At 63.4% G+C, this 22515-nt stretch carries 18 protein-coding genes; 15 read left to right on the top strand and 3 right to left on the bottom strand.

The genetic code is table 11. The annotated features are described in order from the left end of the window. Positions 1-51: 51 nt before the first annotated feature. From C6W88_RS13710 to C6W88_RS13650, 13 genes are all read left to right on the top strand, one after another. Complete coding sequence (locus C6W88_RS13710) at positions 52-1032, top strand: polysaccharide deacetylase family protein (RefSeq protein WP_108132858.1); 981 nt, start codon at positions 52-54, stop codon at positions 1030-1032. 108 nt (positions 1033-1140) lie between these two features. Beyond that, positions 1141-2472, top strand: a complete 1332-nt coding sequence (locus C6W88_RS13705) for a DUF4910 domain-containing protein (protein ID WP_181248626.1) — start codon at positions 1141-1143, stop codon at positions 2470-2472. Between the two features lie 92 nt (positions 2473-2564). Next, positions 2565-3563 carry a hypothetical protein gene (locus C6W88_RS13700; RefSeq protein ID WP_045993990.1) on the top strand — a complete coding sequence of 333 codons (999 nt, stop codon included), beginning with the start codon at positions 2565-2567 and terminating at the stop codon, positions 3561-3563. Between the two features lie 82 nt (positions 3564-3645). Continuing rightward, entirely contained in the window at positions 3646-4854 is a 1209-nt protein-coding gene (locus C6W88_RS13695; RefSeq protein WP_181248627.1) for a hypothetical protein, read from the top strand. Continuing rightward, positions 4851-6092 (top strand): glycosyltransferase family 4 protein, encoded by a 1242-nt coding sequence (locus tag C6W88_RS13690; RefSeq protein ID WP_108132857.1) that lies wholly within the window; start codon positions 4851-4853, stop codon positions 6090-6092. Before C6W88_RS13695 ends, C6W88_RS13690 begins: the two co-directional genes overlap by 4 nt. Positions 6093-6094: 2 nt before the next feature. Further along, a complete protein-coding gene (locus tag C6W88_RS13685; RefSeq protein ID WP_045994001.1) occupies positions 6095-6688 on the top strand; it encodes a sugar transferase in 594 nt (197 codons plus the stop codon). Then, positions 6685-8019, top strand: a complete 1335-nt coding sequence (locus C6W88_RS13680; RefSeq protein ID WP_108132856.1) for a lipopolysaccharide biosynthesis protein — start codon at positions 6685-6687, stop codon at positions 8017-8019. The genes C6W88_RS13685 and C6W88_RS13680 overlap by 4 nt, the downstream gene beginning before the upstream one ends. Before the next feature lie 27 nt (positions 8020-8046). Continuing rightward, the gene (locus C6W88_RS13675) at positions 8047-9033 is read left to right on the top strand and encodes an ATP-grasp fold amidoligase family protein (protein WP_108132855.1); all 987 of its coding nucleotides are present in this window, start codon (positions 8047-8049) and stop codon (positions 9031-9033) included. Next, positions 9017-9964: an ATP-grasp fold amidoligase family protein gene (locus C6W88_RS13670; protein ID WP_108132854.1), complete on the top strand. Its 948-nt coding sequence runs from the start codon at positions 9017-9019 to the stop codon at positions 9962-9964. The genes C6W88_RS13675 and C6W88_RS13670 overlap by 17 nt, the downstream gene beginning before the upstream one ends. Positions 9965-9994: 30 nt before the next feature. Next, the gene (locus C6W88_RS13665; protein WP_108132853.1) at positions 9995-10918 is read left to right on the top strand and encodes a glycosyltransferase family 2 protein; all 924 of its coding nucleotides are present in this window, start codon (positions 9995-9997) and stop codon (positions 10916-10918) included. Positions 10919-11050: 132 nt separating this feature from the next. Further along, entirely contained in the window at positions 11051-12163 is a 1113-nt protein-coding gene (locus tag C6W88_RS13660; protein ID WP_108132852.1) for a glycosyltransferase, read from the top strand. A 142-nt stretch (positions 12164-12305) separates the two neighbouring features. After that, a complete protein-coding gene (locus C6W88_RS13655) occupies positions 12306-13541 on the top strand; it encodes a glycosyltransferase (RefSeq protein WP_181248628.1) in 1236 nt (411 codons plus the stop codon). Between the two features lie 240 nt (positions 13542-13781). Then, complete coding sequence (locus tag C6W88_RS13650) at positions 13782-14975, top strand: DegT/DnrJ/EryC1/StrS family aminotransferase (protein ID WP_108132850.1); 1194 nt, start codon at positions 13782-13784, stop codon at positions 14973-14975. A gap of 352 nt (positions 14976-15327) precedes the next feature. Here the strand turns inward: C6W88_RS13650 and tviB are convergent, their stop codons facing one another. Together tviB and C6W88_RS13640 are read right to left on the bottom strand one after the other, a co-directional pair. Beyond that, positions 15328-16614: a Vi polysaccharide biosynthesis UDP-N-acetylglucosamine C-6 dehydrogenase TviB gene (gene tviB, locus C6W88_RS13645; protein WP_108132849.1), complete on the bottom strand. Its 1287-nt coding sequence runs from the start codon at positions 16612-16614 to the stop codon at positions 15328-15330. A 36-nt stretch (positions 16615-16650) separates the two neighbouring features. Further along, positions 16651-18378 (bottom strand): polysaccharide biosynthesis protein, encoded by a 1728-nt coding sequence (locus C6W88_RS13640; protein ID WP_231498649.1) that lies wholly within the window; start codon positions 18376-18378, stop codon positions 16651-16653. A gap of 852 nt (positions 18379-19230) precedes the next feature. On the opposite strand from C6W88_RS13640, the gene C6W88_RS13635 reads away from it, so the two are divergent. Together C6W88_RS13635 and C6W88_RS13630 are read left to right on the top strand one after the other, a co-directional pair. Then, a complete protein-coding gene (locus C6W88_RS13635; protein ID WP_108132848.1) occupies positions 19231-20244 on the top strand; it encodes an NAD-dependent epimerase in 1014 nt (337 codons plus the stop codon). Between the two features lie 3 nt (positions 20245-20247). Then, on the top strand, positions 20248-21522 hold the full coding sequence (locus C6W88_RS13630) for an O-antigen ligase family protein (RefSeq protein ID WP_108132847.1): 1275 nt from the start codon (positions 20248-20250) through the stop codon (positions 21520-21522). Positions 21523-21717: 195 nt separating this feature from the next. Here C6W88_RS13630 and ppa read toward each other — a convergent pair whose 3' ends face one another. After that, complete coding sequence (ppa, locus tag C6W88_RS13625; protein WP_045993354.1) at positions 21718-22248, bottom strand: inorganic diphosphatase; 531 nt, start codon at positions 22246-22248, stop codon at positions 21718-21720. Positions 22249-22515 lie beyond the last annotated feature (267 nt).

Genomic DNA, 22515 nt, shown 5'->3' with positions numbered 1-22515 from the left:
CGGCATCCGATCAACAGCACCAGTTGAACGGCAGGGAAGGAGTTTCGCTCGATGTTGACCATCGTGATGTACCACTATGTCCGACCGCTGGCCGGGTCGCGCTATCCGCGCCTCAAGGCGCTGGAGCTTGCTGCCTTTCGCGCTCAGCTCGACCATCTCGAGCGGCACTATCGGCCGGTGACGATGGAACAGGTGATCGCCGCCTGGCGCGGCCAGCAGACATTGCCCGAGCAGGCGGTGCTGTTGAGCTTCGACGACGGCTATCGTGATCACCTCGAACATGTGCTGCCGGAACTCGAGCGACGCGGCCTTCAGGGTAGCTTCTTTCCCTGCACCGGTACCCTGCGCGACGGCCTGATCCTCGACGTCAACAAGATCCAGTTCGTGCTGGCCAGCGTCGCTTCCACCGCAGAGTTGCTGCCGGCCCTGGCCAGGGCACTGGACAAGCGTCGCGAGCGTCATGGCCTGGGGACCTACGAGGATATCCATCGCAGGGTCTATCATCGGCTGTCGCGCCAGGGACGCTTCGATGACCCCGATACCCTGTTCTTCAAGCGCCTGCTGCAGCGGGAGTTGCCCTTCGAGGTTCGCCATGACGTCATCGATGAGCTGTTTGCGCGCTTCGTCAGCACGGACCAGCGAGCCTTCGCCGAAATGCTCTATCTGAGCGATGCCGAGGTCCGCCAGCTGCACGAGGCCGGCATGCATATCGGCTGCCACGGGGATCAGCACTTCTGGTTCGACAGCCTGACGCCCGAACAACAGGGCAGGGACCTCGAGGTCAGTCTCGCTCATCTTCGAAACCTGGGGGTGCTCGGCGACGACTGGGTGATGTGCTATCCCTACGGTGGCGTCGACGAAGCGCTGCTGGGTCTTCTACGCCAGCTTGGCTGCGCCGCCGGGCTGACCGTGGCGTCGCGACAGGCCGACCCGGCCCGGGACGACCCCTTGCTATTGCCGCGCCTGGACACCAATGATCTGCCCAGCCAGGCCGCTGCCTGCCCTGGCGACCCGGCGACCGTGCAGGTTTGATAGCTGACCACATCCTCGTCCACCTCCACGTCTTCCCCATTTGCGCCGAGCCTGGCGCGGCCCCGGCGGTTTGCCGCCAGCCTACCCACCATGCACAGGGATCTTGTCATGACAGCGTGCACGCAGAGCGCGACGACAGCGTCTGTCGCCGCCGGCGACGCCATGATGGCCATGTTGGCCGACCTCACTCCGCTGAATCGGGTGATCTGTTCGAGCGACTACGACGCCACGGTGGCCTACCTGTCCGAGCGCTGGCCGCTCCGGGAACATCGTTTCGAGGCCTCTGACGTCCACAACGGCTGGGTGATTCCGCCCAGGTGGGACGTGCTGGAGGCGGCCATCTACAAGGATGGCGAGTGTATCTATGATGGTCGCTGGCATCCCATGGCGGTGATGGCGCTGTCACTGCCGTTCCGAGGCACGGTCTCGCGAGAAGAACTCAAGTCCCACCTGCATTTTGATCACCGCTACGAGGAGCGCATCCCGTTCCATTTTCGCCAGCTATTTACCAGCTGGCAGCGTGACTGGGGGTTCTGCGTGCCACGTCGTCTTGTCGAGAGTCTTGCGCCTGGTGACTACGAGGTGGTGATCGAGACCCGCGAGGCGCCGGGGTATCTGCGCTGCCTGGACTATCACCTGCCGGGTCAGCTCGAGCAGACCATCGTGCTGGGGGCCAACCTGGATCATCCCGGCGTCGCCAACGATGGTCTGTCCGGTGTGGCGGTGGGGCTCGCCGTGTTCGAGGCGCTTGCCGCGCGACCCAGGCGCTTCAGCTACCGACTGGTGCTGGCCCCCGGCATCATGGGCACCGAGTATTATCTTGGGCGGCTTCCCGCCGCAGAGCGCGCTCGACTGTTCGAGGGTGTGATGCTCGAGATGCTGGGCTCGCCCACCATACTCAATCTGCAGCGTTCACGAGGTGCCGGATCGAACATCGAGCAGGCGTTGTCGCGCGTGCTCAGCGAGGGTGGGCACGACTACCGCGAGGGCGCCTTCGAGAGCCTGCTGCTCAACGACGAGTACCTGTGGGAAGCCTACGGCATCCCCATGGCCTCGCTGTCGCGCTATCCCTATCCCGAGTATCACACCGACGCCGATAACCTTGGCTTGATGTCGCCGCAGCGCCTGCTCGAGGCGCGTGACGTGGTGCTCGCCGCCATCGACGATATCGAGTCCTCGCCGCTGATCAAGAAGCGCTTCGAGGGCAACGTCTGCCTGTCTCACCCCCGCCATGACCTCTATGTGGATCCTGGCCAGGTCGCCTTCGGCGACGTGCCGGACGAGTCACGCCGGCGCATGCGTCTGTTGATGGACTCCATCCCGACCCTGACGCGCCCGACCACCGTGCGCCAGCTGGCCAGGGAGGTCGGCCTCGAGGAGAGCGTGGTTCACGACTATCTCAAGCGCTGGCGCGATTGTGGTCTGGTGGAGCTGGTATGAACCGGGCGAGGGAGGAGGTGAGTGGCGAGCGCGCGCATCCGTCGGGTGGGGCAGGAACACCGCTTCAGGAAGGGATCGACACAGGGGGGGCAGTGCCGGCGACGAGCACGCAGGCGTCGTTTGGCCGAAGCGTCTTTATCTGCTGCAAGCCGCTGCAGTTTCTGACCTGTGCCTCGATCGTTCGTCACTATCGAATCGAGCAGGCGCTGGTGCTGCTGGTGGCCGAAAGCATCGCCGAGTATGACGCCTTCTACGCCTTTGTCGAAGCGAGCCACCATCGATCTCTATTTGACGAGATACGCCGCGTGCCGACCCAGGCCGCGGCACGCGAGGCGCTGGGCGCCTTGCACTACGACAGTCTGTTCATCGACAACGATCGCACCAGCAAGTACCTGCTGCTGGCGCCGCTGAAGACAGGCTGTCTGTGCCTTTACGAGGAGGGGGTCAGCACCTACTTCAGCTCCTATCTCTACGAGATGCCTCTGTCCAGGCGGTTGAAGTGGAGCCTGGTGGCCCTGGTGCGCGGTTGCGGACTGCGTTTCGGAGGCGGCCGCAGGACCGACCTGGTGTTCGTTTCGCGGCCGCGGACCTACGCCCGATTGAATCCACGCCTGGCTCACAAGGCGCGCTATTGCCCGGGGCTCGTCGGCGAGCTGGAGCAAGGCTGGGAGGACTGGCAGGCACTGCTGTCGCCCTGGCTCGACCGGCTGACGTCGGCAACGCCGGCGCTGGTACTGGGTACCTGGGGGGGCGGCGATATCTCCGCCGAGAGGCTTGCCGAGCTCAAGCGACGTCATCCTCTGTTGCTGTTCAAGCCCCATCCCCACGACGGCTGCGCCTGGCTCGATGCTGATATCCAGGTGCTGGAGCAGCCGTGGATTCCCGCCGAGGTGTGGATTCGTCTACTGGCTAGCCGGGTCGACGAACTGGTGGTGTATCACTATTCCTCGTCTTCTGAGCTCTACTGCCTGGATCTGCTCGACAGGGTGACCTTCGTCGACCTCAAGGGCGACGTTCATATCCGACGAGTCTGCGATCTGGCCGTGGGCGATCCCGGTCACGACGACATCGACCATGTAGCGATTGCCTGAGAAGGACGCTGTCCGTCCAGCGCCAGGCCCCCGTGGTAGTCGAACGGCATGCCTGCACGTCAAATGAGTGAGCTTACCGCCGATGGTTCCCATCCCTTATGTCACTTCCGCCTGGGACGTGTACTCCGCCCTGGCGGTGTTCGTGCTCGGTCTGTGGCTTGCCAGAGCGGTGGGGCGAGCCTTCGGGCTGTCTTACATGCTGTGTCTGCCGCTCTATCTCTGGCACACGGCCTTCTGCGTGCTCTACGCCTGGTTCGTCAACGGCGACGGCGGAGATTCCTTGATGTACTACCGGGCGTCGTTCAACGACGGCGTCGAGTTCTCCTTTGGCACCGCCGGGGTGATCGTGTTCACCTCGCTGTTCACCCAGGGGCTGGGGCTGTCGTTTCTGGGGACCTTTCTGGTGTTCAATCTGGCCGGCTATGTCGGGCTGCTGGCCTTCGCCGGCAGTCTCCATCAGGCCATTGCCGAGCGTGCCCTGGGTATTCGTCTGCTGGCGCTGGCCGTACTCTTTCTGCCCTCGATGCACTACTGGGGCTCCGCCATCGGCAAGGATGCGCTGTCGTTTCTGTCCATGGGGCTTTCGCTGTGGGCGGCGCTTGATCTCAGACGCCGTCACCTGCTGATGGTGGTGGCGGTCATGATCATGCTGGTGGTGCGACCGCACATGGCCGGTATACAGCTGATCGCCTTGGCGGCTGCCTTCTGTCTGCAGCCCGGCGTCGTGCTGTGGCAGCGGCTTTTGCTGGGGACTGCGGCGCTTGCCGGGGCGGCGATCATCGTACCCCTGGCGCTGGATTACGCCGGGGTCGGCAGCGGCTCCGATGCCGATCAGGTGATGAGTTACATCGAATTGCGGCAGAGCTACAACCAGACCGGCGGCGGTGCGGTGGACATCGCCTCCATGAGTCTGCCGATGCAGCTTTTCACCTATATGTTCAGGCCTCTGCCCATGGAAGCCAGCAGTGTGTTCCAGCTGGCGTCCTCGGTGGATAACGTCATCCTGCTGTATCTGATGGTGGTCGGTGGCATCGCCGCCATCACCGGGCGCAATGCGCCTCCCGCCAATCGACTGTTTCTGTGGTTTTACCTGCTGCTGGCCTGGACCATCCTGGCGATGACCACTGCCAATCTGGGCATCGCTGCGCGTCAGAAGTGGATGTTTACCCCGGTGCTTATCTATCTGTTGATGTCCGTCATGGGGCGCCCGCGCCAGACAGCCACCGACGCCGAATCGTCCGGGGGCTCTACGCCGTCTGTCGAAAGCACGCCAAATGGAGTGGCGAGATGATCAAGCGACTGTTGATGGTAGCGAGCTACCCCGAGTCCATCGTCGGGTTTCGCGGTGAGCTGATCAGGGAGATGGTCGCTCGCGGAATCGAGGTCCATGTCGCCGCGCCCGTGGGGGGCAGGGGCGCTACCGGTGACGCCGGCGGTGAGGGTGACGCCGATCGCTCGGCTGCTTCGTCGCGTCTTAAAGCCAGTCTCGAGGCCCTCGGCGCGACGCTGCACGATATCCCGCTTTCGCGCACCGGCATGAATCCGCTGGCCGATCTGAAGACCCTGGTGGCTCTGATGAAATTGATGCTGCGGGTACGCCCCGATGGGCTTTTTGCCTACACGATCAAGCCGGTGGTCTACGGGGCACTGGCTGCCTGGGTGTTGGGGGTGCGCCAGCGCACCCTGCTGGTCACCGGGCTGGGGTACGCCTTTACCGGCACCCAGGAGGGCGCCCAGGGTGGCAACAAGCGCCGCTTGATCAAGGCGCTGGTGCGGCGGTTGTACCGCGTTGCTCTGGGGCGGGCTCATATGGTGCTGTTCCAGAACCCGGATGATCGTCGCCTGTTCATCGAGGAGGGGATTCTCCTTGATACCACGGCGTCCCGGGTGATCAACGGTTCCGGAGTGGATCTGGCGCATTTTTCGCCGGTGGCTCCAGCGACAGAGCCGGTCAGCTTCCTTCTGATCGCTCGGTTGCTGGGTGACAAGGGGGTGCGCGAGTACGCCGAGGCGGCGACGCGTATCCGCCAGCGCCATCCCCAGGTGCGCTTTCGCCTGGCGGGTTGGCTGGACGACAACCCCGACAGCATCGCGGCGCACGAGCTTCAGACGTGGATCGATGACGGCGCCATCGAGTACCTCGGTCGACTCGATGATGTCCGTCCGGCCATCGCCGAATGCAGCGTCTATGTGCTGCCGTCCTATCGCGAGGGGACCCCGAGAACGGTGCTCGAGGCCATGGCCCTGGGGCGTGCGGTGGTGACCACCGACGCGCCGGGATGCCGCGAGACCGTCGCGCCGGGGGTCAACGGTTATCTGGTGGAGGTGAAAGACGTCGACGCCCTGTGCCTGGCGTTGCAACGCTATCTGGAAACGCCGGCGCTGATCGTCCAGCACGGCCAGGCCTCCCGCGCTCGCGCCGAGGAGCGCTACGACGTGCACCGCGTCAATCACAGCATCCTCGACGCCATGGGGGTCGAGACGGCGTCGTCCTGCCCGGCAGGGCTCGACCCCAGCGTGGTGAGATGATGATGGCCAAGCGTTGTCTGGATGTGCTGGTGGCCGCCTCGTTGCTGGTCCTGCTATTCCCCTTGATGCTCGGCATCTGGGGACTCGTCCGGCTGAGGCTTGGCAAGCCGGCCTTCTTCTTTCAGTGGCGCCCTGGGCTGCATGGCCGTCCCTACCGCTTGATCAAGTTCAGGACCCTCGCCCAGCGCTGTGACGAGCAGGGACGCACGCTGCCCGACGAGCAGCGCATGACGACGCTCGGGGGCTGGCTGCGGGCGTCCAGCCTGGACGAGCTGCCCGAGCTCTGGAACGTGCTGAAAGGCGAGATGAGTCTGGTCGGGCCACGCCCGCTGCTGATGGAGTACCTGCCGCTGTATGACCGGGACCAGGCACGTCGCCACGAGGTACGACCGGGGATTACGGGCTGGGCCCAGGTCAACGGCAGGAACGCGCTTTCCTGGCGCGAGCGCTTCCAGCTTGACGTCTGGTACGTGGACCACCACAGCCTGGCGCTCGATATCCGGATACTGGCCATGACGGTCGTCAAGGTGCTGCGCCGCGAGGGTATCAGTGGCCAAGGAAGCGTCACCATGAAGCCCTTTCGAGGCAATGAATGACGCCCCGGGATACCGACTCGGTGGCCGCGGTCTTGCCGCAACGGGGCTGGCTGACAGCGCTCAGACGTCATCGCTTGCTGTCCCAGGTGTTGCTGGTAGCCGGTGGCACGGCGGGGGCACAGGCGCTGAGTCTGGCCTTTGCGCCACTCATCACCCGTCTGTTCAGCCCTGACGCCTTCGGCCTGGCCGGTTCCTTCAGCGCCCTGGTCAGTGTCGTCGCGCCGCTGGCGGCCCTGACCTACCCGGTCGCCATGGTGTTGCCGCCGCGCGACGAAGACGCCCGGGGGCTGGCCCGACTCAGCATGGGGTTGGCGGTGCTGCTGGCGCTGGCCGCCGTGGCGGCGCTCACTGTGCTGCAACCACTGCTGGATCGGCATCTCGATCCGAGGCTTGCCGCCATGCTGATCTGGCTGCTGCCTGTGGCCATGCTGCTGGCGGCCATGCAACAGGTCATGCAGCAGTGGCTGATTCGGCGCCAGCGGTTCGGGGTGACGGCCAAGGTGGCGATGATCCATGCCCTGGTCCTCAACCTGGCCAAGGCGACCGGCGGAGTGCTGCATCCGGTCGGGGTGACGCTGGTGCTTGTCACCGCCGCCGCCAGTGGGCTTAACGCCTTGCTGCTGTGGTGGGCAGACCGGCGACTCGGTGATGGTCTGGTCGGCGGGGGCCGGGGCGCCCCATGGCGGGAACTGGCGCGTCGCCACCGTGACTTTCCCTTATATCGCGCACCCCAGGTGACGCTCAACGCCTTGTCGCAGTCGTTGCCGGTGTTGTTGCTGGCGGCATTCTTCGGTACCGCAGCCGCCGGGCACTACAGCCTGGCGGCCTCGGTACTGGCCGCGCCCATGGTGCTGCTGGCGAAGTCGGTCAACGACGTTTTCTATCCCCATGTGGCCTCGGCGGTCAACCGCGGCGAGTCGATTACTGCGTCACTGGCGAAGACCACCCTGGTGATGGCGGCGGTGGGGCTCGTCCCCTTTGGCGCCATGGTGGTGCTGGGGCCCTGGCTGTTTGCTCTGCTGTTCGGTGACCCCTGGTGGCAGGCGGGCGAGTACGCACGCTGGATGGCGGTCTGGCTGTACTTTGCCTTTCTCAACAAGCCCAGTGTGGCCTCCATCGCCAGTCTGGGCCTGCAGCGGGGTTTTCTGATCTACGAGGTACTCAGCGTGCTCGGCCGTGTGGCCGCGCTGTATGTGGGGTTTCGGGTGTATCACAGCGATCTCGTTGCGGTGGTGGCCTTCTCTCTGGTCGGCGCCATGCTCAATCTGGCGCTGGTCGGTGTGACCCTGTTGCGGGCAAGACGGCGTGACCAGGGGTTGATCAAGACGTGAGAGCGCTTCTGTACAAGGGATTATCGTATGACAGGATTTCAGCGAGCCTTCGACAGGACGGAGAAGCTGGGGTGGCGATGCGCTCTGGGGGTGGTCGACCGCCTGTCGCCGCGTCTGGCGACAAGGCTGGTGCACCGGCGAGAGTACGGGCAGCGGCTCGAACTCGACGATCCCAGGGATTTCAATGACAAGCTGCAGTGGCTCAAGCTTTACGGTGATCGTCGAGGGCTTTCGCGCTGCGCCGACAAGTACGCCGTCCGACAGTTCGCCGCCGAGCGAGACTGCGCCGTTGCCCTCAGTCGACTGATCGGCCTCTACGAAGGCGTCGATGCGATCGTCTGGGAGGAACTGCCGGCGCGCTTCGCGCTGAAGTGTACCCACGGTTGCGGCTACAACGTGATCATCGACGACAAGCGCAAGGCGGACGAGCGAGCGGTCAAGCGACGGCTGCAGCGTTGGCTGAAGGAGCGCTACGCCCGACGCTATCTGGAGTATCACTACGACGCCATTCCCCCGAGAGTGCTGGCCGAGGAGTACATCGAGACCGCTACCGGGGGAGTGCCCGTGGACTACAAGGTCTACTGCTTTCATGGTCGCCCTTGCGTGGTGCTGGTCTGCACCGACAGGGGAGGCGACATGCGTTTCGACTTCCATGATCCGGCTTGGCAACGGCTCGAGCTGAATGACCGGCAGCATCAGAGCGCCGCTGGCGTGGCCCGTCCTCGAGCGCTCGACGAGATGCTCGAACTGGCCGAGCGGCTGTCGCGGGGTTTTGTCTTCGTCCGGGTCGACTTCTACGAGCGGCAAGGGCGGGCGGTGCTCGGTGAGATGACGTTCACACCCGGGGCGAACGTATCACGGCGCTACAACGCCTACGGACAGCGCTACCTGGGCGACCTGATCGATCTGACGCAGGTAGGCCGGCGCTGCCGACACGATCGCGAAGTAACGGCAGGGCGGTCATTGAGCTTCAACGGAACCGTGCAAGGAGCGGACAATGGCGGTCATGAATGAGTGGATGGGCGCGGCCAAGTCCCGCCTGTGGACGTTGGGGATGTTGGGGCTGGACGCCTTCTCCAACGAGCAGGCGACGCGACTGATGCACCAACGCAAGACCCGGCGTCGCCTTGACCTTCGAACCCCCAGGCGCTTCGACGAGAAGCTTCAGTGGCTCAAGCTGTTTCATCGTGACCCGCTGATGGCCAGGTGCGCCGACAAGCTCGGGCTGCACGATTACGCGAGCTCAAGAGGCCAGGGTGCGATTCTCAATGATCTGCTGGGCGTCTATCGCAGTGTCGACGAGATCGACTGGGAAGCCCTGCCAGACGCCTTCGTGCTGAAGTGCAATCACGGCTGCGGCTACAACATCCTGGTGCACGACAAGTCGACCCTGGAAAGGCGCAAGGCCAGCCAGGATCTGTCGCGTTGGATGACCGAACGCTATGGGCGTCGCAAGCTCGAGTATCACTACGATCAGATCGTGCCGCGGATCTTTGCCGAGCGCATGCTGGACAGCGGGGGGAGGGACGCGCCCCTGGACTACAAGGTCTACTGCTTCAACGGCGAGCCGTTGGTGGTGCTGCTGTGCGCCGCGGACAAGGGGCAGACTCGCTACGCCTATTTCGATCGAGACTGGGGGCCGCTTGAGCTGATGGCTGCCAAGGTGCCGATCATCACCGATACCGCCGATCTGGCCCGTCCAGCTTGTCTTGAACCACTGCTCGAGTCCGCCCGCGCCTTGGCCGAGCCTTTTGCGTTCGTGCGTGTGGACTTCTACATCGAGCACGGCCGTCCCGTTCTCGGTGAGATGACCTTTACGCCCTCGGCCAACATGGACAATGGCTACAGCGATGAAGGGCTCGATTATCTTGGCTCGCTGCTTCGGCTTCCGCAGGAGCGCTCATCAAGGCGATCCGACGGTGGCAAGGTCGCGGCTCCCAGGTAAGTCAGGGCCGAACCGTCAGGAGGGAAACCTATGCAGGTCTCGGTGGTGATACCGACCTACAATAGCGCCGCTTTCGTCGAGCGAGCCCTGCTGTCCGTGGTAAGCCAGACCGAAGGGTTGAGCCACGAGATCCTGCTGGTGGACGACTGTTCGGATGATCGTGAGGCGCTCTCGCGGCTGGTGCAGCGATACGAAGCCGTCAGGCTGATCGAGAAGCCTGCCAGGTCCAACGCCGCCGTGTCCCGCAACCGGGGACTCGAGGAGAGCCGTGGGGCTTTCGTCTTCTTTCTGGACTCCGATGATGCACTGGCACCAGGGGCACTCAAGCGCCGCATGGCCATGCACCGCGATAGCGGCGCCGGCGTCATCTTTGGTAACTATCTCGCGCGCCTCGCCGACGCCTCCCGCCTGAGCGCGTCGCGACTTCCGGCCTACCGCGGCGGCGACATGCGTCACTACCTGTTCGTGGAGCGTGGAGACGTGCGTTCTTCCACCCTGTCGCTGTGCAAGGCCTTTTGGCAGGGGACGCGCTTCGATGACGCGACGCGCAAGCACCAGGACTGGGTCTTCGCCATTCGCGCCTTTCACCAGGGCGAGCGTCTACTGTTCGACCCGCAGCCGACCGCAGTCATGGACGTGACGCGCCAGGGCCGCATGAGCTCCAGCGCCAATCTGGATGCCAGTCGTTACGTGGTCAAGCGCTACCTGTGTCAGGACCATCATCGCAACGCCTTTTCCCGACGCCAGTGGTTGTCCAGCCTGAGCAGACGAGACCTTACCGCCTGCCGCTTTCAGGTGGAGATATTCACCCCTGGAAACTGGCGCGAGCGGCGGGATCTCGCGCTATTTCGATTGGCCAGTCACCCAGTGCTGATCGGAGCTGCCTCCGCGCTGTTGATGTTGGCGCTCAGGTTGCGACGCCTGGGCTCCCGATCGGGCGCGATGCAGCGTTAAGTCTCCCTTGAGACGCCATCGTGCTCGTTCAAGCCCGCCCGACCATTGGTCATGCTCGAACGAAGAGCAAAGGAAAAGGACGCCATGCAAAGCCCTGTTCGCAGCCCTGTTCGAAGCGCTATTCGAAGTCCTATGCAAAAGATTGCCTTGTTTCTGCCGTCGCTGCGGGGCGGCGGCGCGGAGCGGGTCATGGTGCTGCTCGCCAATGGCTTCGTCGCGGCCGGTCATGAGGTCGACCTGGTGACCGCCAGCGACGAGAACGTCTACCAGGCGGAAATCGCCCCCGGCATCCGCCACTTCAGCCTGGGCGCCTCCAGGGTCGCCAGCAGTCTGCCTGCGCTGGTGCGCTATCTGAAGCGCGAACGGCCCGCTGCCCTGTTGTCGGCGATGGGCCACGCCAACGTGGTGGCGGTGGCGGCGCGGGCGCTGGCCCGCCTCGACTGTCGACTGGTGGTGACCGAGCACACCAACTATTTTGCAGTGACCGCCAGAAACACCGGCTTCAATGCCCGGGTGATGCGGCGGCTGATGCGCCATGCCTATCTGCGAGCCGATGCCGTGGTAGCGGTCTCCCAAGGTGTCGCCGATGACCTGGCCAGAGGCCTGGCGCTGGCCCCTTCGCGGATCGAGGTCATCTTCAATCCCATCGTCGACAAGCGGCTGGTGCAGCTCGCCGAGTCGTCGGTGGAGGATATCGGCGAAGTCGGCATCGTCGCGGTGGGACGCTTGATCGAGCAGAAGGGGTTCGACGTGCTGATCGACGCTCTGGCACGACTGCGTCAGCGCCATGAGCACCGAGAGGTGCGACTGACGATTCTCGGCGAAGGACCGCTGCGAGACACGCTGCTTGACCAGGCGCATCGCCTCGGGGTGGCCGACGCCGTATCGCTGCCCGGGTTCGTCGACAATCCTTTTGTGTATATGCGCAAGGCCCGGGTCTTCGCGTTGTCGTCCTACGCCGAGGGGTTGCCTAGCGTGCTGATCCAGGCGATGGCCTGCGGCACCCCGGTGGTAGCGACTGACTGCCCCTCGGGCCCTCAGGAAATTCTCGAGGGCGGGCGCTGGGGGCGGCTGATTCCCATGGGCGACAGCGAAGCGCTTGCAGACGCGCTCGACGAAGTGCTGGCGCGTGACGAGCATCCACCGGTTCACCAGCGCGCCGCCGATTTTGGCGCCGAACTGGCCGTCGAGCGCTACCTTGTTCGCCTGAACAGCGGCGTATCGTCGATGGCGTCGCAGGGCTGAGTTCTGGTGCGCCTGCGCAAGGCTCTGTGCTCGGGCCATCCGCGGCAAATCTCGGCCACCGCCATTTCCGTGGCACCTCTGCGTTTTCCCTGAGCGACTGCGTTGTTGTCGCTTTCTTGCCCATCACAGGATGTGTCTGCCCATGTCTGTGCGCGTACTTCATGTCATCACCGGACTCGGTACCGGTGGCGCGGAGCGAAATCTCTACAATCTGCTGGCCGCAGGCGTCAGTGCCCCGGACGAGGTCGCAGTGATCGCCCTGATGGACGAGGGTAGCTACGGGCCACGTATTCGCGAGCTGGGCATCGAGGTCCATGCCCTTGGCATGCGCCAGGGAATTCCCGCGCCCTGGACCCTGCCTCGTCTGGGTGCTCTGGTGCGACGTTTCGCCCCTGACGTCATTCAGGGCTGGATGTACCACGGCAACCTCATGGCCAGCATGGCGGCTCGCCTGTGCCGCCAGCGGCCGGCGGTGAGCTGGAACGTGCGCCAGTGCCTGTACCAGATCGAGCGCCACAAACCATTGACCCGGTGGGCCATTCGCGCCAACCGACGGCTCTCGGGCGGGCCCGGGGCGATCGTCTTCAATAGTCGCCTGTCTCGGCGGCAACATCGCGACTTCGGCTTCCGCGATGACGCAGCACTGGTCATTCCCAACGGCTTCGATACCGCCGCCGTGGCGCCGGATTCGGCCAGCCGGCAACACGTGCGGAAGCGTCTGGGCTTTAACGATGAACAATGGGTGGTGGGGCATGTGGCCCGATGCCACCCGATCAAGGATCATCCCAATCTGTTGCGGGCCTGCGTCACCGTCGCCGAACGAATGCCTCTGGCGCGCTTTCTGGTGGTCGGTCGTGGCGTCGATTTCGATGCGCCGGAGCTGGCGGGCATCGTGCCGGACGAGTACCGCTCGCGCTTCTTGCTGACGGGTGAGCGAGACGACGTGGGCGAGCTGATGCAGGCGATGGATGTGTTCTGTCAGAGTTCATGGCTCGAGGCCTTCCCCAATGCCCTTGCGGAGGCCATGGCCTGCGAACTGAGCTGTGTGGCGACCGACGTCGGTGACAGCGACTACATCCTCGGTACCAGCGGACGCATCGTGCCACCACGAGATAGCCAGGCCCTCGCCCGGGCCTTGCTGGAAGCCTTGAACGAACCTGCCGACAGGCGCCGGGAACGGGGACGAGAGGCAAGAGAGCGCATCGTGAGCGAGTTCGGTCTTGCTCAGGTGGTTGAGCAGTATCGTCAGTTGTACCAGCGGATCGGCCTTCCGGCGCAGGTTGGTAGTCTGCCGTCTGCACCGTCCTCTGAAGCATCGTCCGAACCAGTTTCCGAAACAGTTTCCGAACCAGCTTCTGGACCATCGACTCGACCATGAGTCACGCCACGTGCGCTGAGTGGGAGCGAGTTTACGATAGCGTCCCATCTCCTTAGGCTCTGTCCGAAAAGTCGGCGAGCGAAGGTTAGACAAGGCAAAAATCGGTGAGACAGCGCAGTTTACAGGGTGTAAATGAGCATGTTGATCCGATTTTTAACGCCGTATTACCGAGCGTAGGCACTTTTCAGACAAGCCCTAGCCGGTGGTACCCCGACAAGACCTCCGTAGAGAGAAGCCCCTATGCTCAATGGCCCCTTCGCACCCTGGCCCTGCTTCGATGAAGGCGACGCCGAGGCGGTATCGCACGTGCTGCTGAGTCAACGCGTCAACTACTGGACCGGCGACGAGGGCCGCGAGTTCGAGCGCGAATTCGCCGCCTGGACAGGCGCCCACCACGCTGTCGCCGTAGCCAACGGCACCCTGGCGCTGGATCTGGCGCTGCATGCCCTGGATATCGGACCAGGGCATGAGGTGATCGTGACCCCCAGGACCTTCCTGGCGTCGGTGTCGGCCATCGTCAATGCGGGCGCTACCCCGGTGTTTGCCGACATCGAGCGTGACTCTCAGAACCTGTCGGTCGCCAGCGTCGAGGAGTGCCTGAGCCCACGCACCCGCGCCATCGTCGCCGTCCATCTGGCGGGCTGGCCCTGTGACATGGATGCCCTCGGTGAACTGGCGCAGACCTTTGGTCTTTCGATCATCGAGGACTGCGCCCAGGCACACGGTGCGCGCTATCGTGGCCGCAGCGTCGGCACCTTCGGTGATGTGGCGGCCTGGTCATTCTGTCAGGACAAGATCATGACCACCGGCGGGGAAGGGGGCATGGTCACCACCGACGACCCTGGGCTGCACCGGCGTATGTGGGCCTACAAGGACCACGGCAAGAGCTGGGAAGCGGTCCATGAGCGGGTCCACCCGCCGGGGTTCCGCTGGCTGCACGACAGTTTCGGTACCAATTGGCGGATGACCGAGATGCAGGCGGTGCTGGGAAGACGCCAGCTCGCGCGCATGGCTCAGTGGAGTCAGCGCCGCCGCGCCAATCTTTACGCCATTCTCGACGCCGCAGATCGCTGTCCGGGACTGCGGGCTCCGCGTCCGCCCGAACACATCGTCCATGCCGGCTACAAGGCCTATGTGTTTGTCCGTCCCGAACGCCTGGCCGAGGGCTGGAGCCGCGACGCCATCATGCAGTGTCTCAATGCCCAGGGAGTGCCCTGTTTCAGTGGCAGCTGCTCCGAGGTCTACCGGGAACGCGCCTTCGACAACACTCCCTGGCGCCCGTCGCGGCCGTTGCCGGTGGCCAGGGAACTGGGAGAGACCAGCCTGATGCTGCTGATCCATCCGACCCTGACCGAGGAACAGATGGACAAGACCTGTCGGGTGCTCGAGGAGGTCATGGCGCGGGCAACGCAGCCTGCACTCTGTCCCGAGTGACGTTGTCGCTGTGGGGCTGTCGACGTCAGTCTGTTGAGCCTGTGGAACCTGTTGAGCGTGGCCGCGGCTACGCCTCTGGAAAAACCGCAATGGGCAGGGCCTTCGGGTCCTGCCCATTGCGTTTCTGGGGTACCAATTTCGCTGTCTGCCGGGCACCTATTGCGCCTGCACCGCCGCAGCGATTGGCCAGGCGGCAGCGGAAGGAAGGAAGGGAGGAAGGGAGGCAAGGCGATGGCCGCTGCAGATGCCCCAGGCGTGGCTACGGACGCTAGAGGCGCCGATACAGATGCCCAGGCGTAGCTAAGGATGCTAGAGGCGCAGATACAGATGTCCCCAGGCGCAGCTACAAAGGCTAGAGGCGCAGATCCGCCGCGCCCTTGGGCAGCAGATACTTGAGGTCATACAGCACGTGTTCCGGCTTGCCCCAGCCGCGGATTCGCTCGACCCCGATATCACGGAATTCGTGGTGAGCGACGGCGATGATGACGGCGTCGTAGGCGCCGGGTTCCGGTTCGTCGACAGGGCGAAGGCCAAAGGCGGCCACCGCCTCGTCACGGTCCACGTGGGGGTCGAGCACGTCCACCGCCACGTTGAACTCGCGCAGCTCGTCGATGATATCGATGACACGGGTATTGCGCAGGTCCGGGCAGTTCTCCTTGAACGTCAGGCCCATGATCAGTACCCGGGCATCCTGCACATGGATGCGTCGCTTGGCCAGGCACTTGATCAACTGATTGGCCACGTAGGCGCCCATGCCGTCATTGATTCGGCGGCCGGACAGGATGACCTCGGGATGGTAGCCAACCTGCTGCGCCTTGTGGGTCAGGTAGTAGGGGTCCACGCCGATGCAGTGCCCGCCCACCAGGCCAGGACGGAAGGGCAAGAAGTTCCATTTGGTGCCGGCGGCTTCCAGCACCTCTTCGGTGTCGATGCCCAGACGCTCGAAGATGATGGACAGCTCGTTGATCAAGGCGATGTTGACGTCGCGTTGGGTGTTCTCGATGACCTTGGCGGCCTCGGCCACGGTTATCGAGCTGGCCCGGAAGGTGCCGGCGGTGATGACCGAGGCGTAGAGCTCATCGACGAAGTTGGCGCTGGCCGGCGTCGAGCCGGAGGTCACCTTGCGGATGTTGGTGACCCGATGCTCGCGATCACCGGGATTGATGCGCTCGGGGCTGTAGCCGGCGAAGAAGTCGCGGTTGTAGCGCAACCCGGACAGCTTCTCGATGACCGGGATGCACTCGTCTTCGGTGGCGCCGGGGTAGACCGTCGACTCGAAGATCACGATATCACCCTTGGCAATCACCCTGCCCACCGTGGCACTGGCCCCCAGCAACGGTGTCAGGTCGGGATTGTGCTGGGCGTCGATCGGGGTGGGGACCGTGACGATGTAGACATTGGCGTCGGCCAGCCTGGCCGGCTGATAGGTGAAACTCAGCAGCGGCGCCAGGTTCAGCTCGCCTGGTGACACTTCTCGCGTGGTATCGATACCGTCGTGCAACTGAGCGATACGCTCGGCACTGATATCGAAGCCCAGAGTGGGGTAGCGCTTGCCGAATTCGACCGCCAGCGGCAGGCCGACATAGCCAAGCCCGATGACCGCGATGCGTGCCTTGTCCAGCGTCAGTGAATGTTCCATGGGGGCCTCGTGTCAGCAGAACCTGGGGGATCGGCGCTAGAGTGGCTTTGCCGCAAGCGCAAGGGGGGCAGGATTGGGGTCTGCGGCGCCAGCGAGTCGTCGTGTCGGAGAGGGCGGCTGGGCCATGTGCTGGCGCCAGACAAGATCGGCGATACCCCCAGTGGGGCTGTAACCGGTAGGCGGCAGACGCAGCAGTTCCCTCACGCGCTCGAGTTCAGCGCTGTCCAGTGCCGAGCGCAGTTGCTCCAGGTAGGGAGCCAGTTGCGACCAGGACCAGTAGCCTTCGTTGGCGGTCATGATCCGAGGGTGCTCCGAGGGCTGGTCGTTCTGTCCGATCAGCAACTCCTCGTAGAGCTTTTCGCCGGGACGTAGTTGGGTGAAGACGATGTCGATCTCGCCATGGGGGTTGTCGGCCGTGCGAGGCTCCAGTCCCGACAGCCGAATCATCTGCCTGGCGAGATCGAGAATCTTCACCGGTTGCCCCATGTCCAGCACGAACACGTCTCCCCCCTGGCCCATGGCGCCTGCCTGTATGACCAGTTGCGCCGCTTCCGGGATGGTCATGAAGTAGCGGGTGATCTCGGGATGGGTCACGGTGACCGGGCCACCTTGTTGAATCTGGCGCCGGAACAGGGGAATCACCGAGCCGGAAGAACCCAGCACGTTGCCGAAGCGCACCATGCAGAAGCGGGTAGTCGACGATTGCTCTGCCAGCGCCTGACAGACCAGCTCGGCGAGGCGCTTGCTGGTGCCCATGACGTTGGTGGGGCGCACCGCCTTGTCGCTGGAAATCAGCACAAAGGTCGATACCCCACTGTCGATGGCCGCTCGCGCAGCGGCCAGGGTGCCAAAGGTATTGTTCTTGAGGCTTTCGACCATGTTGTGCTCGACCATGGGCACATGCTTGTAGGCGGCGGCATGGTAGATGGTGTCCACCTTGAAGCCCTGCAGGATGATGCGAAGACGCTTCTGATCCTGGATCGTGCCGAGAAATGGCTTCAGCTCAACAGCAAGGCTCAGGCTGTCCAGGAACCCCAGAAGCTCCTGTTCGATCTGGTACAGCGAGTACTCGCAGCTATCGAAGAGCAGCAGTTGGCGTGGACGTTGAGCCAGTATCTGTCGGCACAATTCCGACCCGATCGAGCCGCCGGCACCGGTCACCATGACCACCTGGTCGCGGATATTGGCGTCCATCAGATCCTGTCGCGGGGGGACCGGGTCACGGCCCAGCAGTTCTTCGACACTGACGTCACGAATATCTTCGATCTTCGCTCTGCCCTGCACCACATCATCCAGGCGTGGAATGGTCTGGATCGTGATATTGAGGGGTTCCAGTGACGCCACTATCTCCTGGCGACGTCTGCGTCTGGCACTGGGAATGGCGAGCAGGATCTTTTCGATGTTTAGGCGCTCGACCAGCTCTGCAATATGACGAGGAGAGTGGACCTCGAGACCTTCGACATGGGTACCCTCCATGCCGCGCCAGTCATCGACGAAGGCCACCGGGAGGTAGTCACTTCCCTGGCGAAGAGAGGCCACCAGCTTGCAGCCTGCAGAGCCCGCACCATAGATAAGCACCCTGGGCTTGTCCTTCATCAGACGATGCTGGTAGAGGCTTCTCAGGGCAAAACGCGTGCCGCCGGTCAGCAGCAGGCTGAGCAAGAAATAGTCGAAAAGGACACCTGCAGGAAGCGGGGAGAATATCGCGCGGCCAAGCAGGTCAAGCACCAGCGTCGAGGTGGCGACGCCAATGAACAGGGTCACGATAGCGCGGCTTCCGACGTATCTGAGTACGGCGCGATAGAGGCCTAGCTTGATAAAGACGACCAGGGATATCGCCGTGACAAGTACGTTCAAGGCGTAGGCGGAAGGGGCGCGCACAAAAGCGCCAAAAAGCCCGTTGATAGCCATGGATACGACGAGGCTGGTCTCGATAAGCATGATATCGGCGACGAGCTGAAATATCCTTTTCTTGCGACGAGGGAGTCGCAAGGCGGCTTCGATCATGTTGCCCATGGTAGGGATCCCCTGCTTGGAAAATCGTCCATATTTTAGGATTTTGTTTGGACGACTGTTCTGTTTCCTCGTTGTCTGGATTGGCTTTGCGACGTGCTATTCCTTTCCTGCATCATATCTGCATTGAAATATTTCACCAGCGTCAAAAAACTCCCATTGGTTGATGGTTTTGATAATTGGTTAACGAGATTTAGAAAAGTCATTTTCATGCGTGAAATTAGTGGTGTGCGTATGATGTGAGGGTATGAAATGAGTCACGTCATGGCGGCGAAATTCTTAGATGTCCAAGGGAAATGTGCTCCTCCTCCATTGAAGTCAATGCAAAGGTGTTGATAATGGCGGGTATGCAGGGGTTTCGTAAGATTTACTGTGCAGGAAGTTAAAAAGTGTGCAGTTGTAGTCTGTTGGTGGGAGGAGAAACGCGGTTGATTGATACGGCAAATATTATTAGAGACTTTGCCGTAGAGCATTAGATATTGACCAGTCGTCGGACTAGTGGTGCCCTGTTGGTGTTCGGTTCAGGGCGTCTACAGTACGGCGGTCAAACGTGGCGAGAGTGCCGTGGACGGATCTTGCCAGCACCATGGGAGTAGGGAACAGATGAAGGTGCTTGTTACCGGGATGGCAGGGTTCATCGGCTCGACGCTGGCCGCACGTCTGGCCCGTGACGGGCTTGAGGTGGTCGGTGTGGACAACCTCAATGACTACTACGACGTGTCCTTGAAGAAAGCACGGCTGGCACGTCTCGAAAAGCTGCAGAACGTGCGTTTCGTGCGGCTGGATCTGGCCGATCGCGAGGGTGTCGACCGGCTGTTTGCCGACGAGCGCTTCGATCGTGTCGTGCACCTGGCGGCACAGGCGGGGGTAAGGTACTCCTTGACCCATCCCCACGCCTACGTGGATGCCAACCTGGTGGGGCATCTCAATGTGCTCGAAGGATGCCGGCACCAGCAGGTAGAGCACCTGCTCTATGCCTCGTCCAGCTCTGTCTACGGCATGAATCAGGTGGTGCCCTTCGCCACACGCGACAATGTCGACCATCCTGTCAGCCTCTACGCCGCGACCAAGAAGGCCAACGAGCTGATGGCGCACACCTACTCCCACCTGTATGGACTGCCGACCACCGGACTCAGGTTCTTCACCGTCTATGGCCCCTGGGGGCGACCGGACATGGCGATGTTCCTGTTCACCAAGGCGATCCTCGAAGGTCGTCCGATCGACGTCTACAACCACGGGGAGATGTCGCGGGACTTTACCTATGTGGACGACATCGTCGAGGGCATCGTGCGCTTGCTGGAAGTGGTCCCCAGCGCGGACCCCGACGCCGGCGTGGTCGACGACTCACCGGATCGCAGCAGTGCACCCTACGCGCTTTACAACATCGGACACGGTAGCCCGGTGGGGCTGATGGACTTTATCCACGCCATCGAGGCGGCACTGGGGCGCAAGGCCGAGTACAACTTCCTGCCGATGCAACCGGGCGATGTTCCTCGGACCTGGGCCGACACCACTGCACTGTATCGCGCTACCGGCTATCAGCCGCGCATCGGGGTCGAGGAGGGCGCGGCTCGATTCGTGGACTGGTATCGCTCCTATCATGGCATCGTCGCCTGAGCCATGCGCACGCCGCCGGGTGTGGCAAGGCACTATCGAGGATGGCCGGCGCAGTCCTCGTCGGCGATCCAGGGGCTGGCACTGTTCGTCTTCCTGTCCAGTCTGCTGACGCTACCCTGGGCGTATCGGTTAACCGGAATGCTGCTGGTGTCACTGGCGGCGATGGCGGTGCTGGTGCGGCGCAGCCTTCCCCGGGACGCCGAGTCCCTTGCATGGGTGGCAATGCTGGCGCTTTTCGGTTTTCAGCTGGTGTTGGACGCGGGGCGTAGCGGGCCGCCCCTGGCGCGTTATAGCGTGCCGTCACTGCCCTGGTGGCCCTGGCTTGGGCTGCTTTTGTTATTGGCATGGCGTGCCAGGCCTCCCTCGCTTTACTGGTGGTGGCGTGGGATTACCCTGGGGGCGGTGCTATCCGGGCTGAAGGCGCTGTATGACCGACTGATCGAGGATGAGCGTCGGGCTGGAGATCTGATCAACGCCATTCCCTTTGGTAATCTCAGCCTGGTGCTCGGGGTGCTCAGCCTGGTGTGGTGGCTCGACAACGTCAGTGAAGGGCGGCGCGGCCTGTTCCTCTGGTGGGCGGCGCTGGGAGCGGTGATGGGGCTGCTTGGCTCGCTGCTGTCCGGCACCCGGGGCGGCTGGCTGACCCTGCCGCTGGTGATGCTGGTGCTGGTCCTGCGTCACGGCCGGCGGGCGCGCCTCTATTGGTCGACGCTTACACCCCGCCGGCGCTTCGCCATCCGGATGACCGCCACCCTGGCGATCGGCGTGGCGACCCTGGTGGCACTGCCTCGGCTGTGGGCACTGGCCGAGGATATCGTCCTGCTATGGCGCCAGGGGGCCGTCGACACCAACGCGGGCTTGCGCTGGCATCTGTGGGGCATCGCTGGCGAGGCGTTCGCAGCCAGGCCCCTCTGGGGCTGGGGAGAGGATGGTCTGGTCGCCTGGCTCGAGACACTGGTCGCGGCGGGCCGGCTGCCCGAGGGCATGGCCGGAATCGGGTTCCAGCTTCACAGTGACGTGCTGGACACCGCCGCTCGACGTGGCCTTGCGGGGGTGGCGCTGCTGCTGCTGTTCTATGGGATTCCGTTGGCGAGCTTTGTGCGTCGCCTCGATCATGGCGATGGCCAGTGTCGTGTGCTCGCCCTGTCCGGCGCGCTGATCGTGGTGATGTATGCGGGGTTCGGCCTGACCCAGACGATGTTTCGTGACCCCCATACCTTCAGCGCCTATCTGGTGATGTGCACCGCCTGCTTTGCCCTGCTGAGAACGCGAGGCTGAACTACCGGGCGCTCGAGGACCGCAGCAGCAGCCGTTGATGCGCAGGCGGAAGAGCGCAGCGTCCAGCCCGCCAGACAGGCACAGTAACAGGCACAGCAAAAAAGCCGCCCGAATCCGAGCGGCTTTTTTTGGCGCTTCCCCAGGACCAGGCGTGGCCTGGGGAAGCAACCGTCGCTGGCGCGTCTGCGCCGAGGCTTAGGCCTTGGTGTAGGCGGCGGCGGACTTTTCGATGGCCTTGCGGGCGGCCTCGACACCTTCCCAGGATTCCACCTTGACCCACTTGCCCTTCTCGAGATCCTTGTAGTTCTCGAAGAAGTGGGCGATCTGCTGACGCAGCAGCTCGGGCAGATCGGTGACCTCCTGAACATCGTCGTAGAGGCTGGACAGCTTGGGGTGCGGGACGCACACCAGCTTGGCGTCTTCGCCGGCTTCGTCGGTCATGTTGAGGATGCCCACCGGACGGGCGCGGATGACACTGCCGGGTGCGACGGGGTAGGGGGTGACCACCAGGGCATCCAGGGGGTCGCCGTCGTCTGCCAGGGTGTGCGGAATGAAGCCGTAGTTGGCCGGGTAGAACATCGGCGTCGCCATGAAGCGGTCGACGAGCAGGGCACCCATGTCCTTGTCAATTTCGTACTTCACCGGGGCGTGATTGGCGGGAATCTCGATGGCGACGAAGAGGTCGTTGGGGAGTTCCTTGCCGGCGGGGATGTTGTCGAAGTTCATGCTCGCGTCCTTCGTTGGGCGGATGTCCGCCTGGGCGGCGGAAAAAAATCCGTCGGATTATACGAACCCCGTGACGGGATTACCAATATGGTGGGCGTATCTTGACGCGCTGCAACAAGGCGCGCAAGACAACCATGGGACGAGACGGCGGGGTGAGGTGCCACCAAAGCACAGTAAACAAAGCCAAAGGCGACTTGTCAGGCATATCAGGGATTCGGTGTGTATCATACCGCCGGTGAAGGCGTCGGCCCCCTGGCCCACGTCTTG

The sequence above is a fragment of the Halomonas litopenaei genome (assembly GCF_003045775.1).
GTDB lineage: Bacteria > Pseudomonadota > Gammaproteobacteria > Pseudomonadales > Halomonadaceae > Halomonas > Halomonas litopenaei.
The sequence above is the reverse complement of the archived record's forward strand: the minus strand, read 5'-3'. Positions and strand labels throughout refer to the sequence as shown.